The organism is Noviherbaspirillum aridicola (genome assembly GCF_019656455.1).
In the GTDB taxonomy this organism is placed as follows: domain Bacteria; phylum Pseudomonadota; class Gammaproteobacteria; order Burkholderiales; family Burkholderiaceae_D; genus Noviherbaspirillum; species Noviherbaspirillum aridicola.
The window spans coordinates 51,748-70,782 of record NZ_BPMK01000006.1 but is presented as its reverse complement, the minus strand read 5'-3'; the positions used below and the strand labels follow the sequence as shown (position 1 = coordinate 70,782).

Sequence of the window (19,035 nt, the reverse complement as noted above, 5' to 3'; positions counted from 1 at the left end):
CGTCAAGCTATCATGCGGTGGGCAGTTTGTACTCCTTGAATTGTTCGCGTATGCGATTTTTCAACACCTTTCCGGTGGCGCCGATCGGCAGCGCATCGACGAAGGTGACGTCGTCCGGCGTCCACCACTTCGCGATCTTGCCGTCATAGAACTTGATCAGTTCTTCCTTGCTCACCTCGACGCCGGGCTTCCTGACCACCACCAGCAGCGGGCGCTCATCCCACTTCGGATGGAAGACGCCGATGCAGGCGGCCTGCTGCACGGCCGGGTGGGCCATGGCGATGTTTTCCAGGTCGATGGTGCCGATCCACTCGCCGCCGGACTTGATCACATCCTTGCTGCGGTCGGTGATCTGCATGTAGCCGTCGGCGTCGATAGTGGCGACGTCGCCGGTGGGGAACCAGCCGTCCTGCAGCACGTCGCCGCCTTCGCTCTTGAAGTAGCTGCTGATGATCCAGGGACCCTTGACCAGCAGGTTGCCGTAGGTCTTGCCGTCCCACGGCAGTTCCTTGCCGTCGTCGCCGACGATCTTCATGTCGACGCCGTAGATGGCGTGGCCCTGCTTCTCCAGGATGGCCTGCTGCTTCTCGGCGGGCAGGTTCAGGTGATGCGCCTGCAGCGTGCAGGCGGTGCCCAGCGGCGACATCTCCGTCATGCCCCAGGCGTGCACCACTTCCACGTTGTACTTCTCGCGGAAGGTCTTCATCATCGCCGGCGGACAGGCCGAGCCGCCGATGACGGTGCGCTTGAAGGTCGAGAACTGCAGGTTGTTCTGGCCGACATGGGTGAGCAGGCCGAGCCAGACGGTCGGCACGCCGGCGGAAAAGGTCACCTTCTCCTGTTCGAACAGTTCATAGATCGACTTGCCGTCCAGGTTGGGGCCGGGGAACACCATCTTGGCGCCGGTCAGCGGCACCGAATACGGCAGGCCCCAGGCATTGACGTGGAACATCGGCACCACCGGCAGCACGGCGTCGCGCGAGGACACGTTGAGTGCGTCCGGCATCGCCGATGCATAGGAATGCAACACGGTCGAGCGGTGCGAATACAGCGCGCCCTTCGGATTGCCGGTCGTGCCCGAGGTGTAGCACAGGCTGGAGGCGGAATTCTCGTCGAACAGCGGCCACTCGTAGACGTCGGAACTCTTCTCGATGAGCTCCTCGTAGCACATCAGGTTCGGAATCTTGCTCTCGGCCGGCATGCGGTCGCGGTCGCACATCATGACGAAACCCTTGACCGTCTTGCAGTGGGCGGCGAACGCCTCCACCAGCGGCAGGAAGGTCATGTCGAAGAACAGGTACTGGTCTTCGGCATGGTTGACGATGTAGGCGATCTGCTCGGGATGCAGGCGCGGATTGATGGTATGCATCACGGCGCCCGAACCGGAGATCGCGTAGTACAGCTCGAGGTGGCGGTAGCCGTTCCAGGCAAGCGTGGCGACACGGTCGCCCATCTTCACGCCCAGGCCGGCAAGCGCGTTGGCCATCTGGCGGGAACGCCTGTGGCAGTCGCGATAGGTATAGCGGTGAATGTCGCCTTCAACGCGGCGGGATACGATTTCGTTGGCGCCGTAATAGCGGTCGGCATGCTTGATGATGCTGGAGATGAGCAGGGGCTGGCTCATCATCTGGCCCATGAGTGGGCTCTTGGGGTAGTCCGACATCCTGTCTCCTGCTTGTTGTGGTTGCGATGGGACCGCTGGCGCCCGCTGTGAACGGGCGCCAGGAACAAGCGTGATTTTTGAACGACCGTGCTAATGCGTCAACGACTTTCGATTGTGCGGCGCATCAATCCCGTTTGCGGGAATTTTTTATTCGGATACCGCCTTGTAGATGGTGTTTTTCGGCCTTGCCATTACGCGTCGCAGCATCGGCTCGAAAAAGGACAGCGGCAGCGTGTCGTAATCCGGATCGAAGGCCGGCGCGTCGTACTTCTCGCAAAACTCCAGGGTGCGGTCGTAGATCGCCTGCCCCGCGAACTGGTCCCGAAGGTTGCGGTTCATGCCGAGGTGATGGAAGAAGTAATAGCCCTGGAAGATGCCGTGCTTCTCCACCATCTGGTGGTTTTCCGCGCTCACGAAAGGCTTGAGGATGGCGGCGGCGATGTCGGGATGATTGAAGCTGCCGAGCGTGTCGCCGATGTCGTGCAGCAGCGCGCAGATCACATATTCCTCGTCCTTGCCGTCCCGCCAGGCGCGGGTGGCCGTCTGCAGGCTGTGGGTCAGGCGGTCGACCGGGAAGCCCCCGCAGTCGCCGTCGAGCAGGCGCAGGTGCGCCAGCACGCGATCCGGCAGATTCGCCGCATAGGCCTTGAATTCGGCGCCGATGATCTGCCAGTCCTCGGCGGTGCTGTCCTGCATGTCGCGAAAGCTCGCGCGCGGATGGTCGAGTGTATCCATGTTCTTGTGTGTCTCCGGTTCGGTATCAGGTACGGTAGGAAGGATCCTTGCGGTCCAGCCGGCGCAGCAGGCCGGGCCAGGCGAGCATGCCGCCGGCCGACTTCGTGACCGTCCTGGCCTGGGCCTGCGCGGTGTCGAGGATGGTGGACGGGATGCGGATCAGTTCCCCTCCCCCCGCCTGGGCGCGCACCTGGATCATGCAGGCCGCCTCGAAGACATACATGTTGACGAAGGCATCGGCGATGGTCTTGCCCAGCGTGAGCAGGCCGTGGTTGCGCAGCATCAGGTAATTCTTGTTGCCGAGGTCGGCGACCAACCGCGGCTTTTCATCGTCGCGCAGGGCCACGCCCTCGTAGTCGTGATACGCAAGGCTGGAGCACACGAAAATCGACTGCTGCGAAATCGGCAGCAGGCCTTCCTTCTGGGCCGACACCGCGACACCGTTGACGCTGTGGATGTGCAGCACGCACTGGGCGTCGTGGCGATGGGCGTGGATCGCCGAATGGATGGTGAAACCGGCCGGATTGACCGGATACGGCGACTCGTCGAGCTTGTTGCCGTTGATGTCGATCTTCACCAGCGAGGAAGCGGTGATTTCATCGAACATCAGGCCATACGGGTTGATCAGGAATTGATCCTCGGTGCCGGGCACGCGTGCGGTGATATGGGTGAAGATCAGGTCGTCCCAGCCGAAATCGGCGACGAGACGGTAGCAGGCGGCAAGATCGACACGGGCCTGCCATTCTTCCGGAGAAACCCGGTCTTGCATCGACGCAAAATTCAACTTCTCGGGCGCGTTCATATGGTGTCTCCTCATCTCTGTCAAAATAGGCGCGCGCTGCGCCTGCGCATGGCGGCGCGCGCATGCAGTATCTTCGCAGAGCCGCCTGCCTGACTGTCAACTACTTTACATTCGCATGCAGAACCGCATCAACGACGCGATCGACAAGTCCGCCCTGCTTCGCGCTTCCTGGCTGTCCGGATTTCCCGATGCTGTGGTGGCCGAGGCCGCCGGATGCGGCGTGCTGCGTTCCGTCGAAGACGGCGGTCTGATCCACGCGCGCGGCGCCGATGCGGACGGCTTCTACACGATCGCGCGCGGCGCGGTACGCTTTTCGCGGGCCACGGCCGCGGGGCAGTCGACGGTGATCGCGGTACTCGACGCGCCCGCGGCCTTCGGCGAAATCTCGCTGTTCGACGGCCTTCCGCGTACGCACGACGCGCACGCGTCGGGGCCGACGACCCTGCTGTTTCATGCGAGGACGGATTTCCGCCGCCTGCTGCGGACGCATCCGGCGGTCTCCGAACGTTTCGCGCGCATGCTCAGCCTTCGCCTGCGCGCCACCTTCGACATGGTCGAGGAAGCGGCCACCGCGCCGCTCGGACAGCGGCTGGCCCGACGGCTGCTCGAACTCGCGCATCTCAAGCCGTCGGCAATGAACGCGGCCACCGACAGGCACGGACGGGACGTACCGCTGACCCAGGAAGAACTCGGCCAATTGCTGGGCAAGTCGCGCCAGAGCATTTCCAGGCTCCTGCAGCAGTGGGAACAAAACGGATTGATACAGACCAAATATGGCCGTATCTCCATTCGGCGCGCGGCCGACCTCGGCGCGATCGCCTACCCCGAACGCGGCACGCTCTTGCCGCCAGAAAAGGAAGCCTCATGAATGCCCCGGAACGTACGCCGCCCCTGGCCGGCGCCGACAGCCTCGCCTTCGAAAACTCTTTCGCGGGCCTGCCGTCGGAATTCTTTACCCGGCTCCAGCCGACGCCGGTGCCGGCGCCCTACCTGGTCGGCGCCAGTCCGGGGGCGGCCGCGCTGATCGGGCTTGATCCCGCCGATCTCGCGCGCACGGAAGCGGTGGAGGCATTCTCCGGCAACCGCATCCTGCCCGGCTCGCAGCCGTTGTCGGCGGTGTATTCGGGCCACCAGTTCGGCGTCTGGGCGGGCCAGCTCGGCGACGGCCGCGCGATCCTCCTCGGCGACGTTCCGGCGCGGGACGCCGCGCCGGCCGGCCGGCTCGAGCTGCAGCTCAAGGGTGCCGGCCTCACCCCTTATTCCCGCATGGGCGACGGCCGCGCGGTGCTGCGCTCGTCGATCCGGGAATTTCTGTGCTCGGAAGCGATGGCCGCGCTCGGCATCCCGACCTCGCGCGCGCTGTGCGTAACCGGTTCGGACATGCCGGTGCGGCGCGAAACCATCGAAACCGCGGCGATCTGCACCCGCATGGCGCCGAGCTGGGTGCGCTTCGGCTCCTTCGAACACTGGTTCTACAACGACCGCGGGCAGGAGCTGAAAATCCTGGCCGACTACGTGATCGACCGCTTCTATCCCGAACTCGCGGGCGAGTCCAACCGCTACCAGGCGCTGCTGCGCGAAGTCACCCGCCGTACCGCGGAACTGATGGCGCAATGGCAGTCGGTGGGTTTCATGCACGGCGTGATGAACACGGACAATATGTCGATACTCGGACTGACCATCGACTATGGCCCGTTCGGCTTCATGGAGGCCTTCGACGCCCGCCACATCTGCAATCACAGCGACCATGCCGGCCGCTACGCTTATCATATGCAGCCGAAGATCGGGCAGTGGAACTGCTTCGCGCTCGGCCAGGCCCTGCTGCCGCTGATAGGCGAAGTGGACGACGCGCAGGTGGCGCTCGATGCCTACGGCGCGGTGTACAGTGCGAAGTTCGAAGCGCTGATGCGCGCTAAGCTGGGCCTGCGGACGCGGGAAGAGGCTGACGCGGGGCTGATCGATGCCCTGTACACGCTGCTGCAGGCCAACCACCCGGACTTCACCGCTTTCTTCCGCCGCCTCGGTGGCTTGAAGGTGGAGGACCCGGCGGCCGACGCGCCGCTGCGCGACATGTTCATCGACCGTGCCGGCTTCGACGCGTGGGCGGTACAGTATCGGGAGCGGCTGCGCCGGGAGAATTCCGACGACGCGGCACGGCGCACCGCGATGGACGCGGTCAACCCGAAGTACGTGCTGCGCAACTACCTCGCCCAGCAGGCGATCGAGAAGGCGCAGACCGGGGATTTTTCAGAAGTGGCGCAACTGCTTTCCGTGCTCGAGCGGCCGTTCGACGAGCAGCCGGAAAACGAGCGCTACGCCGACCTGCCGCCCGACTGGGCCAACGATCTTGAAGTGAGCTGCTCATCATGACCGAAAAAGTGACCAAGACCGACGCCGAATGGCGCGCCCAGCTCGACCCGCTGGCATACCAGGTGACCCGCCAGGCCGCGACCGAACGCGCATTCACCGGGCGTTACTGGGATCACCACGAGCATGGCATCTATACCTGCGTCTGCTGCGACACGCCGCTGTTCGAATCGGATGCCAAGTTCGACTCGGGCTGCGGCTGGCCGAGCTACTTCCGGCCGCTGGATCCGGACAAGGTTGCCGAACGCATAGACCGGAGTCATGGCATGATACGCACCGAAATCCTGTGCAAGGTCTGCGACGCGCACCTGGGCCATGTTTTCCCCGATGGCCCGCCGCCGACCGGACTGCGCTACTGCATCAATTCCGCCGCGCTGCGGTTCGAACCTACCTGACACACGAGGGCATGCCGCCAGATGAAGTTCCTGTTTGATCTCTTCCCCGTCATCCTCTTCTTCGCCGTCTTCAAGTGGGGCGAAGGCAATCCCGACGCCGCCCAGGGCCTGGTGCAGCAGTATCTGTCCGCCCTCGTATCGGGCAGCGGCGGCACGCTCGCCCAGGCGCCGATCATGCTGGCTACCGCGGTGGCGATCCTGGCCACCTTTGCACAGGTCGGCTGGCTTATCCTGCGCCGCAAGAAGGTCGACAACATGCTGTGGGTCTCGCTGGCGATCATCACCATCTTCGGCGGCGCGACCATCTACTTCCACAATGAAACCTTCATCAAGTGGAAGCCGACCATGCTGTACTGGTGCTTCGGCGCCGCACTGCTGGTGGCGCAGGCTTTCATGGGCAAGAACCTGATCCGGATGATGATGGAGAAGCAGGTTGCCCTGCCCGATCCGGTCTGGCAGCGGCTCAACCTGTCCTGGGCCGCTTTCTTCGGCGCCATGGGCGCCATCAATCTGATCGTCGCCTACAGCTTTTCCACCGCCTTCTGGGTCAACTTCAAGCTGTTCGGCTTTACCGCGCTGATGCTGGCCTTCATCGTCGGCCAGAGCCTGTTCCTCTCGAAGCATGTGAAGGACCAGCAATGAACGCACGCGTCGACAGGATCCGCGCACGGCTGGCCGACAGCTTCTCGCCGCTCGCCTGCGAGCTGGAAGACGAATCCCATCTTCATGCCGGCCACGCCGGTGCGGCTTCCGGCGCCGGTCACTTCCGGTTACGCATTGTTTCCGACCGTTTCGCAGGCCTGAACCGGATAGCGCGGCATCGACTGGTGTATGATTCGCTGCGCGACATGATGACCAGCGAGATTCACGCGCTCAACATCATCGCCCTTGCGCCGTCCGAAGTGGAGTGACGGCGCCGGTTTGATAACCCAACCTCTGTAGGAACAGACAATGACTTTGAAACCCGCTCGCCTGGTGATGCTGCTTGTCGCTGCCGTCGCGCTGCCTTCCATGGCCCAGAACCTCGCCGTCGTCAACGGCAAGCCTGTCCCCTCTTCCCGCGCGGATGTGATGATCAAGCAGCTGACGGCACAGGGTCAGCCCGATTCCCCGCAGTTGCGCGACATGGTCAAGCAGGAGCTGATCAACCGTGAAATCCTGATCCAGGAAGCCGACAAGCTGGGTCTGAGCAATTCGGCCGAAGTCAAGAATCAGGTTGAAATCGCCCGCCAGTCGATCGCCATCCGCGCGCTGGTGCAGGACTACCTGAAGAAGAACCCGGTCAAGGACAGCGAGATCCAGGCCGAGTACGACAAGTTCAAGGCCCAGGCCGGCGACAAGGAATACCATGCGCGCCACATCCTGGTCGAGAAGGAAGAAGACGCCAAGGCGATCATCGCCAAGCTCAAGGGCGGCGCCAAGTTCGAAGAGCTCGCCAAGCAGTCCAAGGATCCGGGTTCCGCGGCCAACGGCGGCGACCTCGACTGGGCTTCCCCGGCATCCTTCGTCAAGCCGTTCTCCGACGCCATGGTCGCGCTGCAGAAGGGCCAGTTCACCGAGAACCCGGTCAAGACCCAGTACGGCTTCCACGTGATCCGTCTGGACGATGTGCGCGCTGCCAAGCTGCCCAGCCTGGAAGAAGTCAAGCCGCAGATCGCGGACTCGCTGCAGCAGAAGAAGCTGCAGGCCTATCAGGAAGACCTGCGCAAGAAGGCCAAGATCCAGTAATCCCGGACCGGGCATTGCGAGAGAGGCGCTTCATTCGAAGCGCCTTTTTTTTCGCGCGGCTTGCAACGTGAGTCTGTTTTCTCCGGACAAACGGCGCCGGGCCGGCAGGGACGCCGGCCCTACTCGGGCCGAGCCGGTAGACCCGGCACGGAGACCATCCCACTCAAGCCGGCAGGGCCGCGTCCCTGCCGGCCCAAACGACGGCGGTCCGGAGAACGGTTAACGCAGCCGCAGCCGAACGCAGCGCCGCTTGTACCACCACCGCCAGGCCGGCACGGAGGCCGGCCCTACCCCGGCCGCAACCCTATCCTTATCCCACCCACTTGCGGGCATTGCGGAACATGCGCATCCAGGGCGAGAACTCGCCCCAGCCGTCCGGATGCCAGGAATGCTGCACCGTACGGAACACGCGCTCCGCATGCGGCATCAGCACCGTGAAGCGGCCGTCGGGCGTGGTGACCGAGGTAATGCCCTGCGGCGAGCCGTTCGGGTTGTACGGATAGGTCTCGGTCGCCTGGCCGCGGTTGTCGATCCAGCGCATCGCCACCATCGCTTCCCGGATGTCGCCGGTCTGCGAAAAGTCCGCAAAGCCTTCGCCGTGGGCGACCGCAATCGGACTCTGGGTGCCGGCCATGCCCTGGAAGAAGATGGACGGCGAGTCGGCCACTTCCACCATCGCGAAGCGCGCTTCGAACTGCTCGGACTTGTTGCGGGTGAACTTGGGCCAGGCATGAGCGCCGGGGATGATGGACTTCAGATTGCTCATCATCTGGCAGCCGTTGCAGATGCCGAGCGCGAAGGTATCGCCGCGATTGAAGAAGCCGGCGAACTGCTCCGCCAGCCGGGCGTTGAAGAGGATGGTCTTGGCCCAGCCCTCGCCCGCGCCGAGCACGTCGCCATAGGAGAACCCGCCGACTGCGATGAAACCCTTGAAGTCGTCGAGCCGCGCGCGGCCGGCGATCAGGTCGCTCATGTGCACGTCGACCGCGGTGAAGCCGGCGCGATGCATGACATAGGCGGTCTCGACATGCGAGTTCACACCCTGCTCGCGCAGGATCGCGACGCGCGGACGCACGCCGGTGGCGATGAAGGGAGCGGCGATGTCGACCTGCGGATCGAAGCTGAGCTTCGGCGACAGGCCGGGATCGGCCGTATCGAGGATGCGGTCGTACTCGGCATCCGCGCAGGCAGGATTGTCGCGCAGTCGCGCGATGCGCCAGCTGGTTTCGCTCCACAGGCGCTGAAGCTCGGCGCGCGGCTGGCTGTAGATGACCTTGGCGTCGCGCGTAAACTCGATGGCGTCGCGATCGTTGAGCTTGCCGATGATGTGGCTGCAGGCGCCGAGGTTGTAGGAACGCAGCACCGTCATCACGTCCGACTTGTGCTCGGCGCGCACCTGGATCACCGCGCCGAGTTCTTCGCTGAACAGGGCGCGCAGCGTCATCTCGTTGCGGCGCTCGGCGACCTGGCTTGCCCAGTTCTTGGAATCGCCCCAGTCCGACGCGTGCTCGCCTTCCATCGTCAGGATGTCGAGGTTGACCGAGATGCCGGCGCGGCCGGCGAATGACATTTCGCACAGGGTGGCGAACAGGCCGCCATCGGAGCGGTCGTGATAGGCGAGCAGCTTGCGCTCGATATTGAGCTGCTGGATCGCGCTAAAGAAGGCCTTCAGGTCTTCGGCGCTGTCCACGTCCGGCACTTCATTGCCGATCTGCTGCATGACCTGGGTCAGCGCCGACGCGCCCATCCGGTTCTTGCCGCGGCCGAGGTCGATGAGGATCAGCGCGGTGTCGCCGGCATCCTTGCGCAGCTGCGGCGTGAGCGACAGGCGCACGTCCTGCACCGGGGCGAAGGCGGACACGATCAGGGACACCGGCGAGGTCACTTCCTTGCTGCCCTCCGCATCCTTCCAGGTGGTGCGCATCGACAGCGAATCCTTGCCGACCGGGATGCTCACGCCGAGCGCCGGGCAGAGTTCCATGCCGACCGCCCTGACGGTGTCGAACAGCGCCGCGTCCTGGCCCGGCTGGCCGCAGGCCGCCATCCAGTTCGCCGACAGCTTGATGTCGCCGATGTCGGTGATCGGCGCGGCGGCGATATTGGTGATCGCCTCGCCCACCGCCATGCGGCCGGAAGCCGGCGCGTCGATCACCGCCAGCGGCGTCCGCTCGCCCATTGCCATCGCCTCGCCCCGGTAGCCCTCGAAGCTCATGGCGGTGACCGCGCAGTCCGCCACCGGCACCTGCCAGGGGCCGACCATCTGGTCGCGCACCGTGGTGGCGCCGACGGTACGGTCGCCGATGGTGATCAGGAAGGACTTGTCGGCCACGGTCGGCAGGCGCAGCACGCGCTGCGCGACCTCGGCCAGCTCCATGCCGGTCAGGTCCACCGCGGGGAATGCATTCTTCACGCGCTGCACGTCGCGGTGCATCTTCGGCGGCTTGCCGAGAAGGACGTCCATGGGCATGTCGACCGGGCTGTTGCCGTGCTCGGGATCGATCACCTTCAGCTGGCGTTCCTCGGTGGCGGTGCCGACGACAGCGAACGGGCAGCGCTCGCGTTCGCAAAGATACTGGAACAGCGGCAGGCTCTCGGGCGCGATCGCGAGCACATAGCGCTCCTGCGACTCGTTGCTCCAGATTTCCTTCGGCGCCATGCCGCTTTCCTCCAGCGGCACCTTGCGCAGGTCGAATATCGCGCCGCGACCGGCGTCATTGGTGATTTCGGGGAAGGCGTTCGACAGGCCGCCGGCACCGACGTCATGGATCGAGAGGATGGGATTCTCCCCGCCCATCGCCCAGCATGCGTTGATGACTTCCTGCGCGCGCCGCTCCATCTCGGGATTGCCGCGCTGGACGGAATCGAAGTCGAGATCGGCGGTGTTGGTGCCGGTCGCCATCGAGGAGGCCGCACCGCCGCCCATGCCGATGCGCATGCCCGGACCGCCGAGCTGGATCAGCAGGCTGCCCACCGGCAGGTCGTGCTTGCTCGTGTGGTCGGCAGAGATGTTGCCCAGGCCGCCGGCGATCATGATCGGCTTGTGGTAGCCCCTGACCGTGCCGCCGACGTTTTGCTCATAGGTTCGGAAATAGCCGCCGAGATTCGGACGGCCGAATTCATTGTTGAACGCGGCGCCGCCGATCGGACCGTCGATCATGATCTGCAGCGGCGATGCGATGCGCTCCGGCTTGCCGTAGATGCCGCCCTGCGCATGCGGGTCGCGCTCGGCGGTCGGCTGGGCGGCGTCGCGCGCGTTTTCCCAGGGCTGCACCGCGTGGGTGATCATCAGGTTGGACACGGTGAAGCCGGTGAGGCCTGCCTTGGGCCTGGCGCCGCGCCCGGTCGCGCCCTCGTCGCGGATTTCGCCGCCGGCGCCGGTGGACGCCCCGGGGAAAGGCGAAATCGCGGTCGGATGGTTGTGCGTCTCGACCTTCATCAGGATGTGGGTCAGCTCTTCGGACGCTTCATAGACATTGCCCGCGGCCGCGCCGCGCGGATAGAAGCGGCTGACCGTGGCGCCCTCGATCACCGAGGCGTTGTCCTTGTACGCGACCACCGTGCCCTTGGGGTTGAGCTGGTGGGTGTTCTTGATCATCGCGAACAGCGACTTGTCCTGCTTTTCGCCGTCGACCGTCCATTCGGCGTTGAAAATCTTGTGGCGGCAGTGTTCGCTGTTGGCCTGGGCGAACATCATCAGCTCGACGTCGGTCGGGTTGCGCCCGGCATCGCTGAAGGCCTTGAGCAGGTAATCGATCTCGTCGTCCGACAGCGCGAGGCCGAGTTCGGCGTTGGCGCGTTCCAGCGCCGAGCGCCCGCCGGCGAGCACGTCGACGAATGCCAGCGGCTGGGCCTGCAGTTCGCGGAACAGCCCCGACGCCTGCTGCGGGTCGCGCAGGACGGTCTCGGTCATCCTGTCGTGCAGCAGGGCCGCGATGGCGGCGGCGGACTCATCCGTGAGTTTCTTCGCGCCGCCCAGCAGGCCGGTCTTGAGCTGCACGCGGTAGGACACGCCGCGCTCGATGCGGTGGATCTGCGCCATGCCGCAGTTGCGGGCGATGTCGGTGGCCTTGCTCGCCCACGGGGAGATGGTGCCGAAGCGCGGAATGACGACGAACTGCTCGCCGCCTTCATTGCCGCCAAAGGGTTCGCCATAGGTCAGCATCGCATCCAGCCGGGCCACGTCATCGCGCCCGAGCTCGCCGCTGGCGTCGATGAAATGCAGATAGCGGCCGCTGATGCCGGTGACGGCGGGCTCCACTGCTTGCAATTGTGTCAAAAGGCGCTGGGTGCGGAAGGCGGACAGGGCGTTGGAGCCCGGCAGAATCAACATGTCGGCAAGAGTCTTGATGCAGACGGCCATGCACAACCGGCCGGCCCTGCGGGTTGGATCGGGAAACCGCGATTATACCGCGAGCCTGACGCTCGCCATCGCCCGCCCTCCCCGCGCCGGCGCCTGTGCCGCATGCCTATGCTATTGTTCCCGTGCAGTGCCCGTGCACCGATAACCGTCCTGAGCAATTCATCACGATCCCTCCATGAATCCTCTCAACGCCAGAAACATCGCCGACCTCGCAGACGTGCCGAGGCGTGCGCTGCTCGATACCTGCCTGGAAGCCGCTGCCGCATCGGCTTCCGTCTTCACCCGCCTCTATCCGGACGCAGCGCGCGCATCGGCCACGCATGCCGACGCGATGCGTGCGGCCGGCGTGACGCTGACGCCGCTGGCAGGACTGCCGGTGTCGATCAAGGATCTGCTCGACGTCGGCGGCGAGACGACGCTTGCCGGCTCGGTGGTGCTCGCGGATGCACCGCCGGCCCGGTCGGATGCGCCGGTAGTCAGCCGCCTGCGCGCGGCCGGCGCGGCGATTCTCGGCAAGACCAACATGACCGAGTTCGCGTTCTCGGGCGTCGGGCTCAATCCGCACTACGGCACGCCGCGCAACCCGGCCGACCGCGAAGTCGCGCGGATCCCGGGCGGCTCATCCTCTGGCGCCGCGGTGTCGGTGGCAAATGGCAGCTGCGTGGCGGGCATCGGTTCCGATACCGGCGGCTCCATCCGCATTCCGGCCGCACTCTGCGGCATCGTGGGCTTCAAGCCGACCGCGCGCCGGGTGCCGCTCGCCGGCGCCATTCCGCTGTCGACGACGCTCGATACGATCTGCGCGATGACGCGCTCGGTCGAGGATTGCCTCCTGCTGGACGCGATCATCGCAGACGAACCGCTTGCCGTGCCGGCGCTGCCGCTGGCCGGCCTGCGGCTCGCGCTGCCGCGCACGCTGGCGCTGGATGCCCTCGATCCGCATGTGGCGGCTTCGTTTTCGACCGCGCTGACCAGGCTGTCGGCCGCGGGCGCGCGCATCGTCGAAGCGCCGTTCGCGCCGCTGGCGGAGGCGGCCGATCTCAACAAGTTCTCGGGCGCGGAATCCTTTTCCTGGCATCGCGGCCTGCTCGCGCAGCGGGAAGCCGAGTACGACTTCCGCGTGGCCAGACGCATCCGTACCGGCGAGACCATGAGCGCGGCGGACTACATCGACCTGCATCGCCGGCGGCGCGAATGGATCGCGCGCATGGAGGCCGAACTGGCCCCGTTCGATGCGATGCTGATGCCGACCGTCCCCATCGTGGCGCCCCCGATCGCGGAACTGGAAACCTCGGAACAGGAATTCTTCCGCGTCAACGGCCTGCTGCTCAGGAACACCTCGACCATCAACCTGCTCGATGGCTGCGCGATTTCGCTGCCCTGCCACGCCGCCGGAACGCTTCCCGTCGGCCTGTCGGTCGCCGGCCCTGCGATGTCCGACGCGCGGGTGCTGGCGGTGGCGCGCGCCGTCGCCGCGGTGCTTGCGTGAATGGAAAGACAGCTGCGCAACGCTTCCCGATAAGCTGTTTTTCTTCCTCCGCAATCCCGCGGGGAACGAATAAAATGTCGGCGCAGAACCGGCCGCGCGGCAGCCGGTCTACTCTGCGCCCGTCGCGCCTCGCCGGCGCGGCGCCCGGCATTCCCTCCCGCGACAACCGGCATCCATGCCGCCACTCCCGGACAGCAATCACAGGTAGACGAAGTGACAAAACAGGTAGCAGTGATAGGCGGCGGCATCTCCGGCGTCTGTACCGCGTTCTTTCTTGCCGATGCGGGCCACGATGTCGTGCTCATCGAGCGGCACCAGAATGTTGCGCAGGAATCGAGCTTCGCCAGCTCCGGACTGGTGGCGCCGGCGTACGCAAGTCCGTCGGCGGCGCCCGGCATGCCGCGCAGGATATTGTCCAACCTGTTTCAGCCGGAAACCGGCGTCCTGCTCAAGCCCGGTCTGAACCGCCCGCTGTGGCGCTGGGCGCGGCGCTGGGTCGCGGAGTGCGAACTCGACCGCTACCGCATCAACCGCAGCCGCCTGCAGCGGCTCGGCCTCTACAGCCAGGACCTGGTGCGGCGCCTGCGCGAGTATTACCAGTTCGACTATGAGCAGACGCAGGGCGTGCTGCAACTGTTCCGCACCGACAAGGACATGAAACTGGCGGAAGCGGGCATCTCCCTGCTCGCCGAAAACGGCATCCCGCACCAGGTGCTCGATGCCGACGCCGCGCGTGCGATAGAACCCGCGCTCGCCAGCGACACGCCGCTCGCCGGCGCGCTGCATTTCCCCCAGGACGAGGCCGGCAACTGTCCGCTGTTCGCGCGCCGCATGAAGCATGCGGCCGCCGACATCGGCGTGCGTTTCAGGTTCGGGACTCAGGTCCAACGCATCGAACAGGAATCCCGCGGCCTCGCACTGACGCTCGATGGCGAGCGCGTGCCGGTGGATGCGGTGGTGGTGGCGGCCGGCGCCGACAGCGACCGCCTGCTGCAGCCGCTCGGCATCCGGCTGCCGCTCTATCCGGCACGGCAGTACGCCGCGACCGCGCTCATCCGCGATTTCGAGTATGCGCCGCGGTCGGCGGTATCGGACGAGGCATACGGCATCGAAATCGCCCGCCTCGGCAGCCGCGTGCGCATATCGGGCGTGACCGAACTCACCGGCCCGAGCCCCGCCCTGAAGGAACGCGCGCTGCGCACCCTGTTGCGCGCGGCAGGCGACTGGTTTCCGAATGCCGCCGGCTATTCGCAGGCGACCTTCTGGAGCGGGACGCGCCTCATGTTGCCGGACTCGGTGCCGCTGATCGGGCCGACGCCGGTACGGGACGTTTACCTCAACATCGCCCATGGCGAACTCGGCTGGTCCATGGCCGCGGGAGCGGGCAAGCTGGTGGCGGACATCGTTTCCGGCCAGGCGACCGATATCGACATGGACGGCCTCACCATGTCACGTTATGGATAGCATCGACTGCATCGTTATCGGCGCCGGCGTGGTCGGTCTCGCCGTCGCCCGCGCGCTTGCCCTGTCCGGGCGCGAAGTGTTCGTGGTCGAGCGCAATGCGGCCATCGGCATGGAAACCAGTTCGCGCAACAGTGAAGTCATCCATGCGGGGCTCTACTATCCGACGCACAGTCTCAAGGCGAGCCTGTGCGTGAGCGGACGGGATGCTCTCTATCGCTACCTGCAAGACCGTGCGATCCCCCACCGGCGCTGCGGCAAGCTGGTGGTGGCGACGTTGGCGCAGCAGCAGCCCAGCCTCGCCGCCATCCACGCGCAGGCGCAGGCAAACGGCTGCCATGAAGTCTCGCTGCTCAGCGCCGACGAAGCCCGCGCACGCGAACCGGCGCTCGCCTGCACGTCCGCCCTCTGGTCGCCCAATACCGGCATCATCGACAGCCATGCCTACATGACCGCGCTGCAGGGCGATGCGGAAAACGCCGGTGCGCAGTTTGCCTTCGCCACCCTCATCACCGGTGGCGAGACGACCCCTGAAGGCATCGTCCTGCGCATGCGAACCGACGATGGCGACGCCGAAGTTCTCGTCAGGACGGTGATCAACTGCGCCGGGCTATGGGCGCCGCGGCTTGCCGCCGCGATTACCGGGCTCGACGACGGCACGGTGCCCCGTGGCTACCTCGCCAAGGGCAACTACTATTCGCTGGCGGCGAAAGCGCCCTTCTCGCACCTGATCTATCCGGTGCCGGAAGCGGGCGGACTGGGCGTGCATCTCACGCTCGACCTTGGCGGACAGGCGCGCTTCGGACCGGACGTGGAGTGGCTGGATACGGATCCCGATGCCATCGACTACCAGGTCGACCCGCAGCGCGCGCAGGCCTTCTACAGCGAGATCCGGCGCTACTGGCCGGCGCTGCCGGACGGCGCCCTGCAACCGGCTTACTCGGGCGTGCGGCCCAAGATCTCGTCGCCCGCCGAACCGGCGGCGGACTTCCTGTTCGCCTCGCACGCGCACCCGGGCTATCTCGGCCTGTACGGCATGGAGTCGCCGGGGCTGACCGCGTCGCTCGCCATCGCGGATCATGTGGTGAAACGGCTGACGCCATAGCGCGCCGGCCGGCGTGGGCTTGACATACAATCTTGTCGAATCCGCTACGCCGAATTGCCATGTCCTCTCCCCACGCGCTCTATCTGACCGCCGAATTGCGCCGCATCGAGCAGGCGGCGCTGTCCGCGCTGCCGCCCGGCACACTGATGAGCCGGGCCGCCGCCGCGGTCGCGCGGCGCTCGCTCGAACTGCTCGGTGCCCGCGCGCCCGGCGCCTCCGTACTCGTACTGGCCGGTCCCGGCAACAATGGCGGCGACGCATTGCAGGCGGCCACGCTGCTGATGCAGGCAGGCGCCCGGCCCGGGGTCATGCTTTGCCCCGAGCACGCAAGACGTCCCGAGGACGCGCAGCGGGCGTTCGACCTGGCAGCGGCGGCAGGACTCCCCTTTATCGCCGCCGATCCTGACCGCATCCGGAACGGCACCTGGGACCTGGCGATCGACGGCCTGTTCGGCATCGGGCTCGCACGCGGCCTCGCCGGCGACTACCCGGCGCTGATCGACGCGCTCAACGCCCTGGCATGCCCGGTCCTGGCCGTCGACATTCCGAGCGGACTGGATGCGGACACCGGCATGCCGGCCGGCGGCTCCGGTATCGCCGTCCGCGCAACCCATACCCTGACCTTCATCGGCGACAAGCCCGGCCTCCATACCGGATACGGCCGCGACCATGCCGGCGAAGTCACCGTCGACGCGCTCGGTATTCCGAAGGAACGGTTCTTCCCCGTCAGGCTCGTCCTGAACCAACCGCCGCTGTTTGCGGAGGCGCTGCGTCCGCGTCCGCATTACTCCCACAAGGGCAGTCATGGCGACGTACGCCTCGTTGGCGGCGCCCGGGGAATGGGCGGTGCGCTCATGCTCGCCGGTCGCGCCGCCCTGCATGCGGGAGCAGGACGGGTGTTCGCCGGGTTTCTCGATGCGCCGCCCGCCTACGACGACCGGCAACCCGAACTGATGTGCAGGCGCGCCGAGGAGATGGATTTTTCGTCTGGCGTGGCGGTGATCGGCCCCGGCCTCGGCACCTCGGTGGCCGCCGCCGAATCGCTGCGGCGGGTGCTGCGTTCGACCATGCCCGCCGTGCTCGATGCCGACGCCCTGAATCTCATCGCCACGGACCCGCAGCTTCGTGCAGTGCTGCGCGAACGGCAGGGCGAGGCCCTGCTCACGCCCCACCCGCTCGAAGCCGCTCGCCTGCTCGGCACCGATACTGCCGCCGTGCAGGGAGATCGCATCGCCGCCGCGCGCCGTCTCGCGGGCGAGTGCAATGCGGTGGTCATCCTGAAGGGATCGGGCAGCGTGATCGCGTCGCCCGACGGCGAGGCGGCGATCAACCCGACGGGCAATCCGGCACTCGCCACCGGCGGCACCGGCGACGTGCTTGCCGGCCTCGCGGGTGCGCTGCTTGCGCAGGGGCTGACATCGATGCAGGCCGCGCTCGCCGCAACATGGGTGCACGGCACGGCCGCCGACGAACTGGTTGCGGAGGGAGTCGGCCCGGTGGGACTTACCGCCGGCGAACTGGCCCCGGCGATCCGGCGGGCGATCAACCGGCTGATTCGGGAGTACGCAGGAGACGGCCGGCGGCGATCGTGATGGTGCGCCCGCAGCGCGCGGCGATGGAGGGATCGTGCGTCACCAGCACCAGGGTCGAGCCCCGCTCCTGGTTCAGTTCGAACATCAGCTTGATCACGGCTTCGCCGGTCGCGGCGTCGAGGCTGCCGGTCGGCTCGTCGGCGAACAGCAGCGGCGGCTGGGTCACGAAGGCGCGCGCGAGCGCAACCCGCTGCTGCTCGCCACCGGACAGATATTTCGGATAGTGGCGCAGGCGGCTCGAAAGGCCGACCCGGCCCAGCATTTCCTCGGCCTTTTCCCGCGGCGAAGCTTCGCGACGCAACTCCAGCGGCAGCATCACGTTTTCCAGCGCGGTCAGGTGCGACAGCAGCTGAAACGACTGGAACACGAAGCCGAGCTTGGCCTGCCGCAACCCGGCCCGTCCATCCTCATCCAGTCCGTAGATATCGACGCCGTCGAGCTTCACGCTTCCCTCCGAAGGCGTATCGAGTCCGGCCAGCAGTCCGAGCAGCGTCGACTTGCCCGAGCCGGAGGCGCCGACGATCGCCAGCGTCTCTCCGCGTGCAACGGTAAAATCGACCTCATTCAAGATCGTCAACTCGCCGGAAGCATCGGCTACCCGCTTGCTCAATCGGCTCACTTCAATCGCTGGAATCGAGGAAGGCTCTTGCATGCAATCTCAGAATGGAAAATCAGGTTGGGCAGCGCGCTGGCTGCGATGGATGGCGGCGTTGTCGCTCGTCTTCGTTTCGTCGTTTGCCTATTCTGCATCAAAAACCCTGCTGGTGCTGGGCGACAGTCTGTCCGCGGAATACGGCCTGGTGCGCGGCAGCGGCTGGGTCAGCCTGCTGGAGAAGCGGATCAAGGAAGAAAACCTGCCGGTCACCGTGGTCAACGCCAGCATCAGCGGCGAAACCACCAGCGGCGGCCGGGCACGGCTGCCCGCCCTGCTCGACAAGCATCGTCCGGACCTGGTCATCATCGAACTCGGCGGCAACGACGGCCTGCGTGGCCTGCCGGTGAAGAGCGCCGAGGCCAATCTGCGCGCTATGATCACGGCGTCGCAGCAGGCGAATGCAAGGGTCCTGCTGGCCGGCATGCAGATCCCTCCCAACTACGGCCGGGAGTACACCCAGCAGTTCTTCGGGATGTACCGCAAGCTCGCGCAGGAAACCAGGGCCGCGCTGGTGCCCTTTCTTCTCGAGGGCGTCGCCGACCGGGTCGACCTTTTCCAGGCCGACCGTATCCACCCCACCGCGCAAGCCCAGCCGGTCATCCTCGACAATATCTGGCCGGTGCTCAAAGGCATGCTGCGGGCCCCGAAATAAAAAAGCCGCTCCTTCGGGAGCGGCTTGTCTG

Annotated in this window: 16 protein-coding genes; 11 read left to right on the top strand and 5 right to left on the bottom strand. The window is 66.0% G+C overall.

The window, feature by feature from the left end; translation table 11 throughout:
• Positions 1-10: 10 nt before the first annotated feature.
• The 3 genes from NCCP691_RS07835 to NCCP691_RS07825 form a co-directional block, all read right to left on the bottom strand.
• On the bottom strand, positions 11-1,663 hold the full coding sequence (locus tag NCCP691_RS07835) for a 3-(methylthio)propionyl-CoA ligase (protein WP_220807707.1): 1,653 nt from the start codon (positions 1,661-1,663) through the stop codon (positions 11-13).
• Positions 1,664-1,810: 147 nt separating this feature from the next.
• The gene (locus NCCP691_RS07830; RefSeq protein ID WP_220807706.1) at positions 1,811-2,398 is read right to left on the bottom strand and encodes an HD domain-containing protein; all 588 of its coding nucleotides are present in this window, start codon (positions 2,396-2,398) and stop codon (positions 1,811-1,813) included.
• 25 nt (positions 2,399-2,423) lie between these two features.
• A complete protein-coding gene (locus NCCP691_RS07825; protein WP_238482354.1) occupies positions 2,424-3,200 on the bottom strand; it encodes a class II aldolase/adducin family protein in 777 nt (258 codons plus the stop codon).
• 115 nt (positions 3,201-3,315) lie between these two features.
• Between NCCP691_RS07825 and NCCP691_RS07820 the strand changes: the two genes are divergently transcribed.
• The 6 genes from NCCP691_RS07820 to NCCP691_RS07795 are packed head-to-tail and all read left to right on the top strand — an operon-like array spanning position 3,316 to position 7,690.
• A complete protein-coding gene (locus NCCP691_RS07820) occupies positions 3,316-4,068 on the top strand; it encodes a Crp/Fnr family transcriptional regulator (RefSeq protein ID WP_220807705.1) in 753 nt (250 codons plus the stop codon).
• Complete coding sequence (locus NCCP691_RS07815; RefSeq protein ID WP_220807704.1) at positions 4,065-5,570, top strand: protein adenylyltransferase SelO; 1,506 nt, start codon at positions 4,065-4,067, stop codon at positions 5,568-5,570. Before NCCP691_RS07820 ends, NCCP691_RS07815 begins: the two co-directional genes overlap by 4 nt.
• Positions 5,567-5,962 carry a peptide-methionine (R)-S-oxide reductase MsrB gene (msrB, locus tag NCCP691_RS07810; RefSeq protein ID WP_220807703.1) on the top strand — a complete coding sequence of 132 codons (396 nt, stop codon included), beginning with the start codon at positions 5,567-5,569 and terminating at the stop codon, positions 5,960-5,962. Before NCCP691_RS07815 ends, msrB begins: the two co-directional genes overlap by 4 nt.
• A 21-nt stretch (positions 5,963-5,983) precedes the next feature.
• Positions 5,984-6,604: a septation protein A gene (locus NCCP691_RS07805; RefSeq protein WP_220807702.1), complete on the top strand. Its 621-nt coding sequence runs from the start codon at positions 5,984-5,986 to the stop codon at positions 6,602-6,604.
• Entirely contained in the window at positions 6,601-6,873 is a 273-nt protein-coding gene (locus NCCP691_RS07800; protein WP_220807701.1) for a BolA family protein, read from the top strand. The genes NCCP691_RS07805 and NCCP691_RS07800 overlap by 4 nt, the downstream gene beginning before the upstream one ends.
• Before the next feature lie 40 nt (positions 6,874-6,913).
• Positions 6,914-7,690 carry a peptidylprolyl isomerase gene (locus NCCP691_RS07795; protein WP_220807700.1) on the top strand — a complete coding sequence of 259 codons (777 nt, stop codon included), beginning with the start codon at positions 6,914-6,916 and terminating at the stop codon, positions 7,688-7,690.
• A 310-nt stretch (positions 7,691-8,000) separates the two neighbouring features.
• On the opposite strand, the gene purL is transcribed toward NCCP691_RS07795, so the two are convergent.
• Positions 8,001-12,020, bottom strand: coding sequence for a phosphoribosylformylglycinamidine synthase (purL, locus tag NCCP691_RS07790; protein WP_220807699.1), 4,020 nt, complete (start codon positions 12,018-12,020; stop codon positions 8,001-8,003).
• Between the two features lie 205 nt (positions 12,021-12,225).
• Here purL and NCCP691_RS07785 point away from each other — a divergent pair, with 205 nt between their 5' ends.
• The 4 genes from NCCP691_RS07785 to NCCP691_RS07770 all read left to right on the top strand — a co-directional run bounded on the left by NCCP691_RS07785 (position 12,226) and on the right by NCCP691_RS07770 (position 17,697).
• Positions 12,226-13,539 (top strand): amidase, encoded by a 1,314-nt coding sequence (locus NCCP691_RS07785; protein ID WP_220807698.1) that lies wholly within the window; start codon positions 12,226-12,228, stop codon positions 13,537-13,539.
• Positions 13,540-13,752: 213 nt separating this feature from the next.
• Entirely contained in the window at positions 13,753-15,003 is a 1,251-nt protein-coding gene (locus NCCP691_RS07780; RefSeq protein ID WP_220807697.1) for a D-amino acid dehydrogenase, read from the top strand.
• Positions 14,996-16,105: an NAD(P)/FAD-dependent oxidoreductase gene (locus NCCP691_RS07775; RefSeq protein ID WP_220807696.1), complete on the top strand. Its 1,110-nt coding sequence runs from the start codon at positions 14,996-14,998 to the stop codon at positions 16,103-16,105. The genes NCCP691_RS07780 and NCCP691_RS07775 overlap by 8 nt, the downstream gene beginning before the upstream one ends.
• 59 nt (positions 16,106-16,164) lie before the next feature.
• Entirely contained in the window at positions 16,165-17,697 is a 1,533-nt protein-coding gene (locus NCCP691_RS07770; RefSeq protein WP_220807695.1) for an NAD(P)H-hydrate dehydratase, read from the top strand.
• Here the strand turns inward: NCCP691_RS07770 and NCCP691_RS07765 are convergent.
• Positions 17,648-18,349, bottom strand: a complete 702-nt coding sequence (locus NCCP691_RS07765; RefSeq protein ID WP_220807694.1) for an ABC transporter ATP-binding protein — start codon at positions 18,347-18,349, stop codon at positions 17,648-17,650. The genes NCCP691_RS07770 and NCCP691_RS07765 overlap by 50 nt on opposite strands.
• On the opposite strand from NCCP691_RS07765, the gene NCCP691_RS07760 reads away from it, so the two are divergent.
• On the top strand, positions 18,348-19,004 hold the full coding sequence (locus NCCP691_RS07760) for an arylesterase (RefSeq protein ID WP_274387227.1): 657 nt from the start codon (positions 18,348-18,350) through the stop codon (positions 19,002-19,004). The genes NCCP691_RS07765 and NCCP691_RS07760 overlap by 2 nt on opposite strands.
• The last annotated feature ends 31 nt before the right edge of the window (positions 19,005-19,035 follow it).

What these genes read in the sequence shown, in the direction of transcription:
- NCCP691_RS07760 (WP_274387227.1), top strand. Translation starts at nt 18,348, where the DNA reads ATGCAATCTCAGAATGGAAAATCAGGTTGGGCAGCGCGCTGGCTGCGA.
- NCCP691_RS07770 (WP_220807695.1), top strand. Translation starts at nt 16,165, where the DNA reads ATGTCCTCTCCCCACGCGCTCTATCTGACCGCCGAATTGCGCCGCATC.
- NCCP691_RS07815 (WP_220807704.1), top strand. Translation starts at nt 4,065, where the DNA reads ATGAATGCCCCGGAACGTACGCCGCCCCTGGCCGGCGCCGACAGCCTC.
- NCCP691_RS07765 (WP_220807694.1), bottom strand. Translation starts at nt 18,349, where the DNA reads ATGCAAGAGCCTTCCTCGATTCCAGCGATTGAAGTGAGCCGATTGAGC.
- NCCP691_RS07825 (WP_238482354.1), bottom strand. Translation starts at nt 3,200, where the DNA reads ATGAACGCGCCCGAGAAGTTGAATTTTGCGTCGATGCAAGACCGGGTT.
- NCCP691_RS07805 (WP_220807702.1), top strand. Translation starts at nt 5,984, where the DNA reads ATGAAGTTCCTGTTTGATCTCTTCCCCGTCATCCTCTTCTTCGCCGTC.
- msrB (WP_220807703.1), top strand. Translation starts at nt 5,567, where the DNA reads ATGACCGAAAAAGTGACCAAGACCGACGCCGAATGGCGCGCCCAGCTC.
- NCCP691_RS07795 (WP_220807700.1), top strand. Translation starts at nt 6,914, where the DNA reads ATGACTTTGAAACCCGCTCGCCTGGTGATGCTGCTTGTCGCTGCCGTC.
- NCCP691_RS07785 (WP_220807698.1), top strand. Translation starts at nt 12,226, where the DNA reads ATGAATCCTCTCAACGCCAGAAACATCGCCGACCTCGCAGACGTGCCG.
- purL (WP_220807699.1), bottom strand. Translation starts at nt 12,020, where the DNA reads ATGTTGATTCTGCCGGGCTCCAACGCCCTGTCCGCCTTCCGCACCCAG.
- NCCP691_RS07820 (WP_220807705.1), top strand. Translation starts at nt 3,316, where the DNA reads ATGCAGAACCGCATCAACGACGCGATCGACAAGTCCGCCCTGCTTCGC.
- NCCP691_RS07835 (WP_220807707.1), bottom strand. Translation starts at nt 1,663, where the DNA reads ATGTCGGACTACCCCAAGAGCCCACTCATGGGCCAGATGATGAGCCAG.
- NCCP691_RS07775 (WP_220807696.1), top strand. Translation starts at nt 14,996, where the DNA reads ATGGATAGCATCGACTGCATCGTTATCGGCGCCGGCGTGGTCGGTCTC.
- NCCP691_RS07800 (WP_220807701.1), top strand. Translation starts at nt 6,601, where the DNA reads ATGAACGCACGCGTCGACAGGATCCGCGCACGGCTGGCCGACAGCTTC.
- NCCP691_RS07830 (WP_220807706.1), bottom strand. Translation starts at nt 2,398, where the DNA reads ATGGATACACTCGACCATCCGCGCGCGAGCTTTCGCGACATGCAGGAC.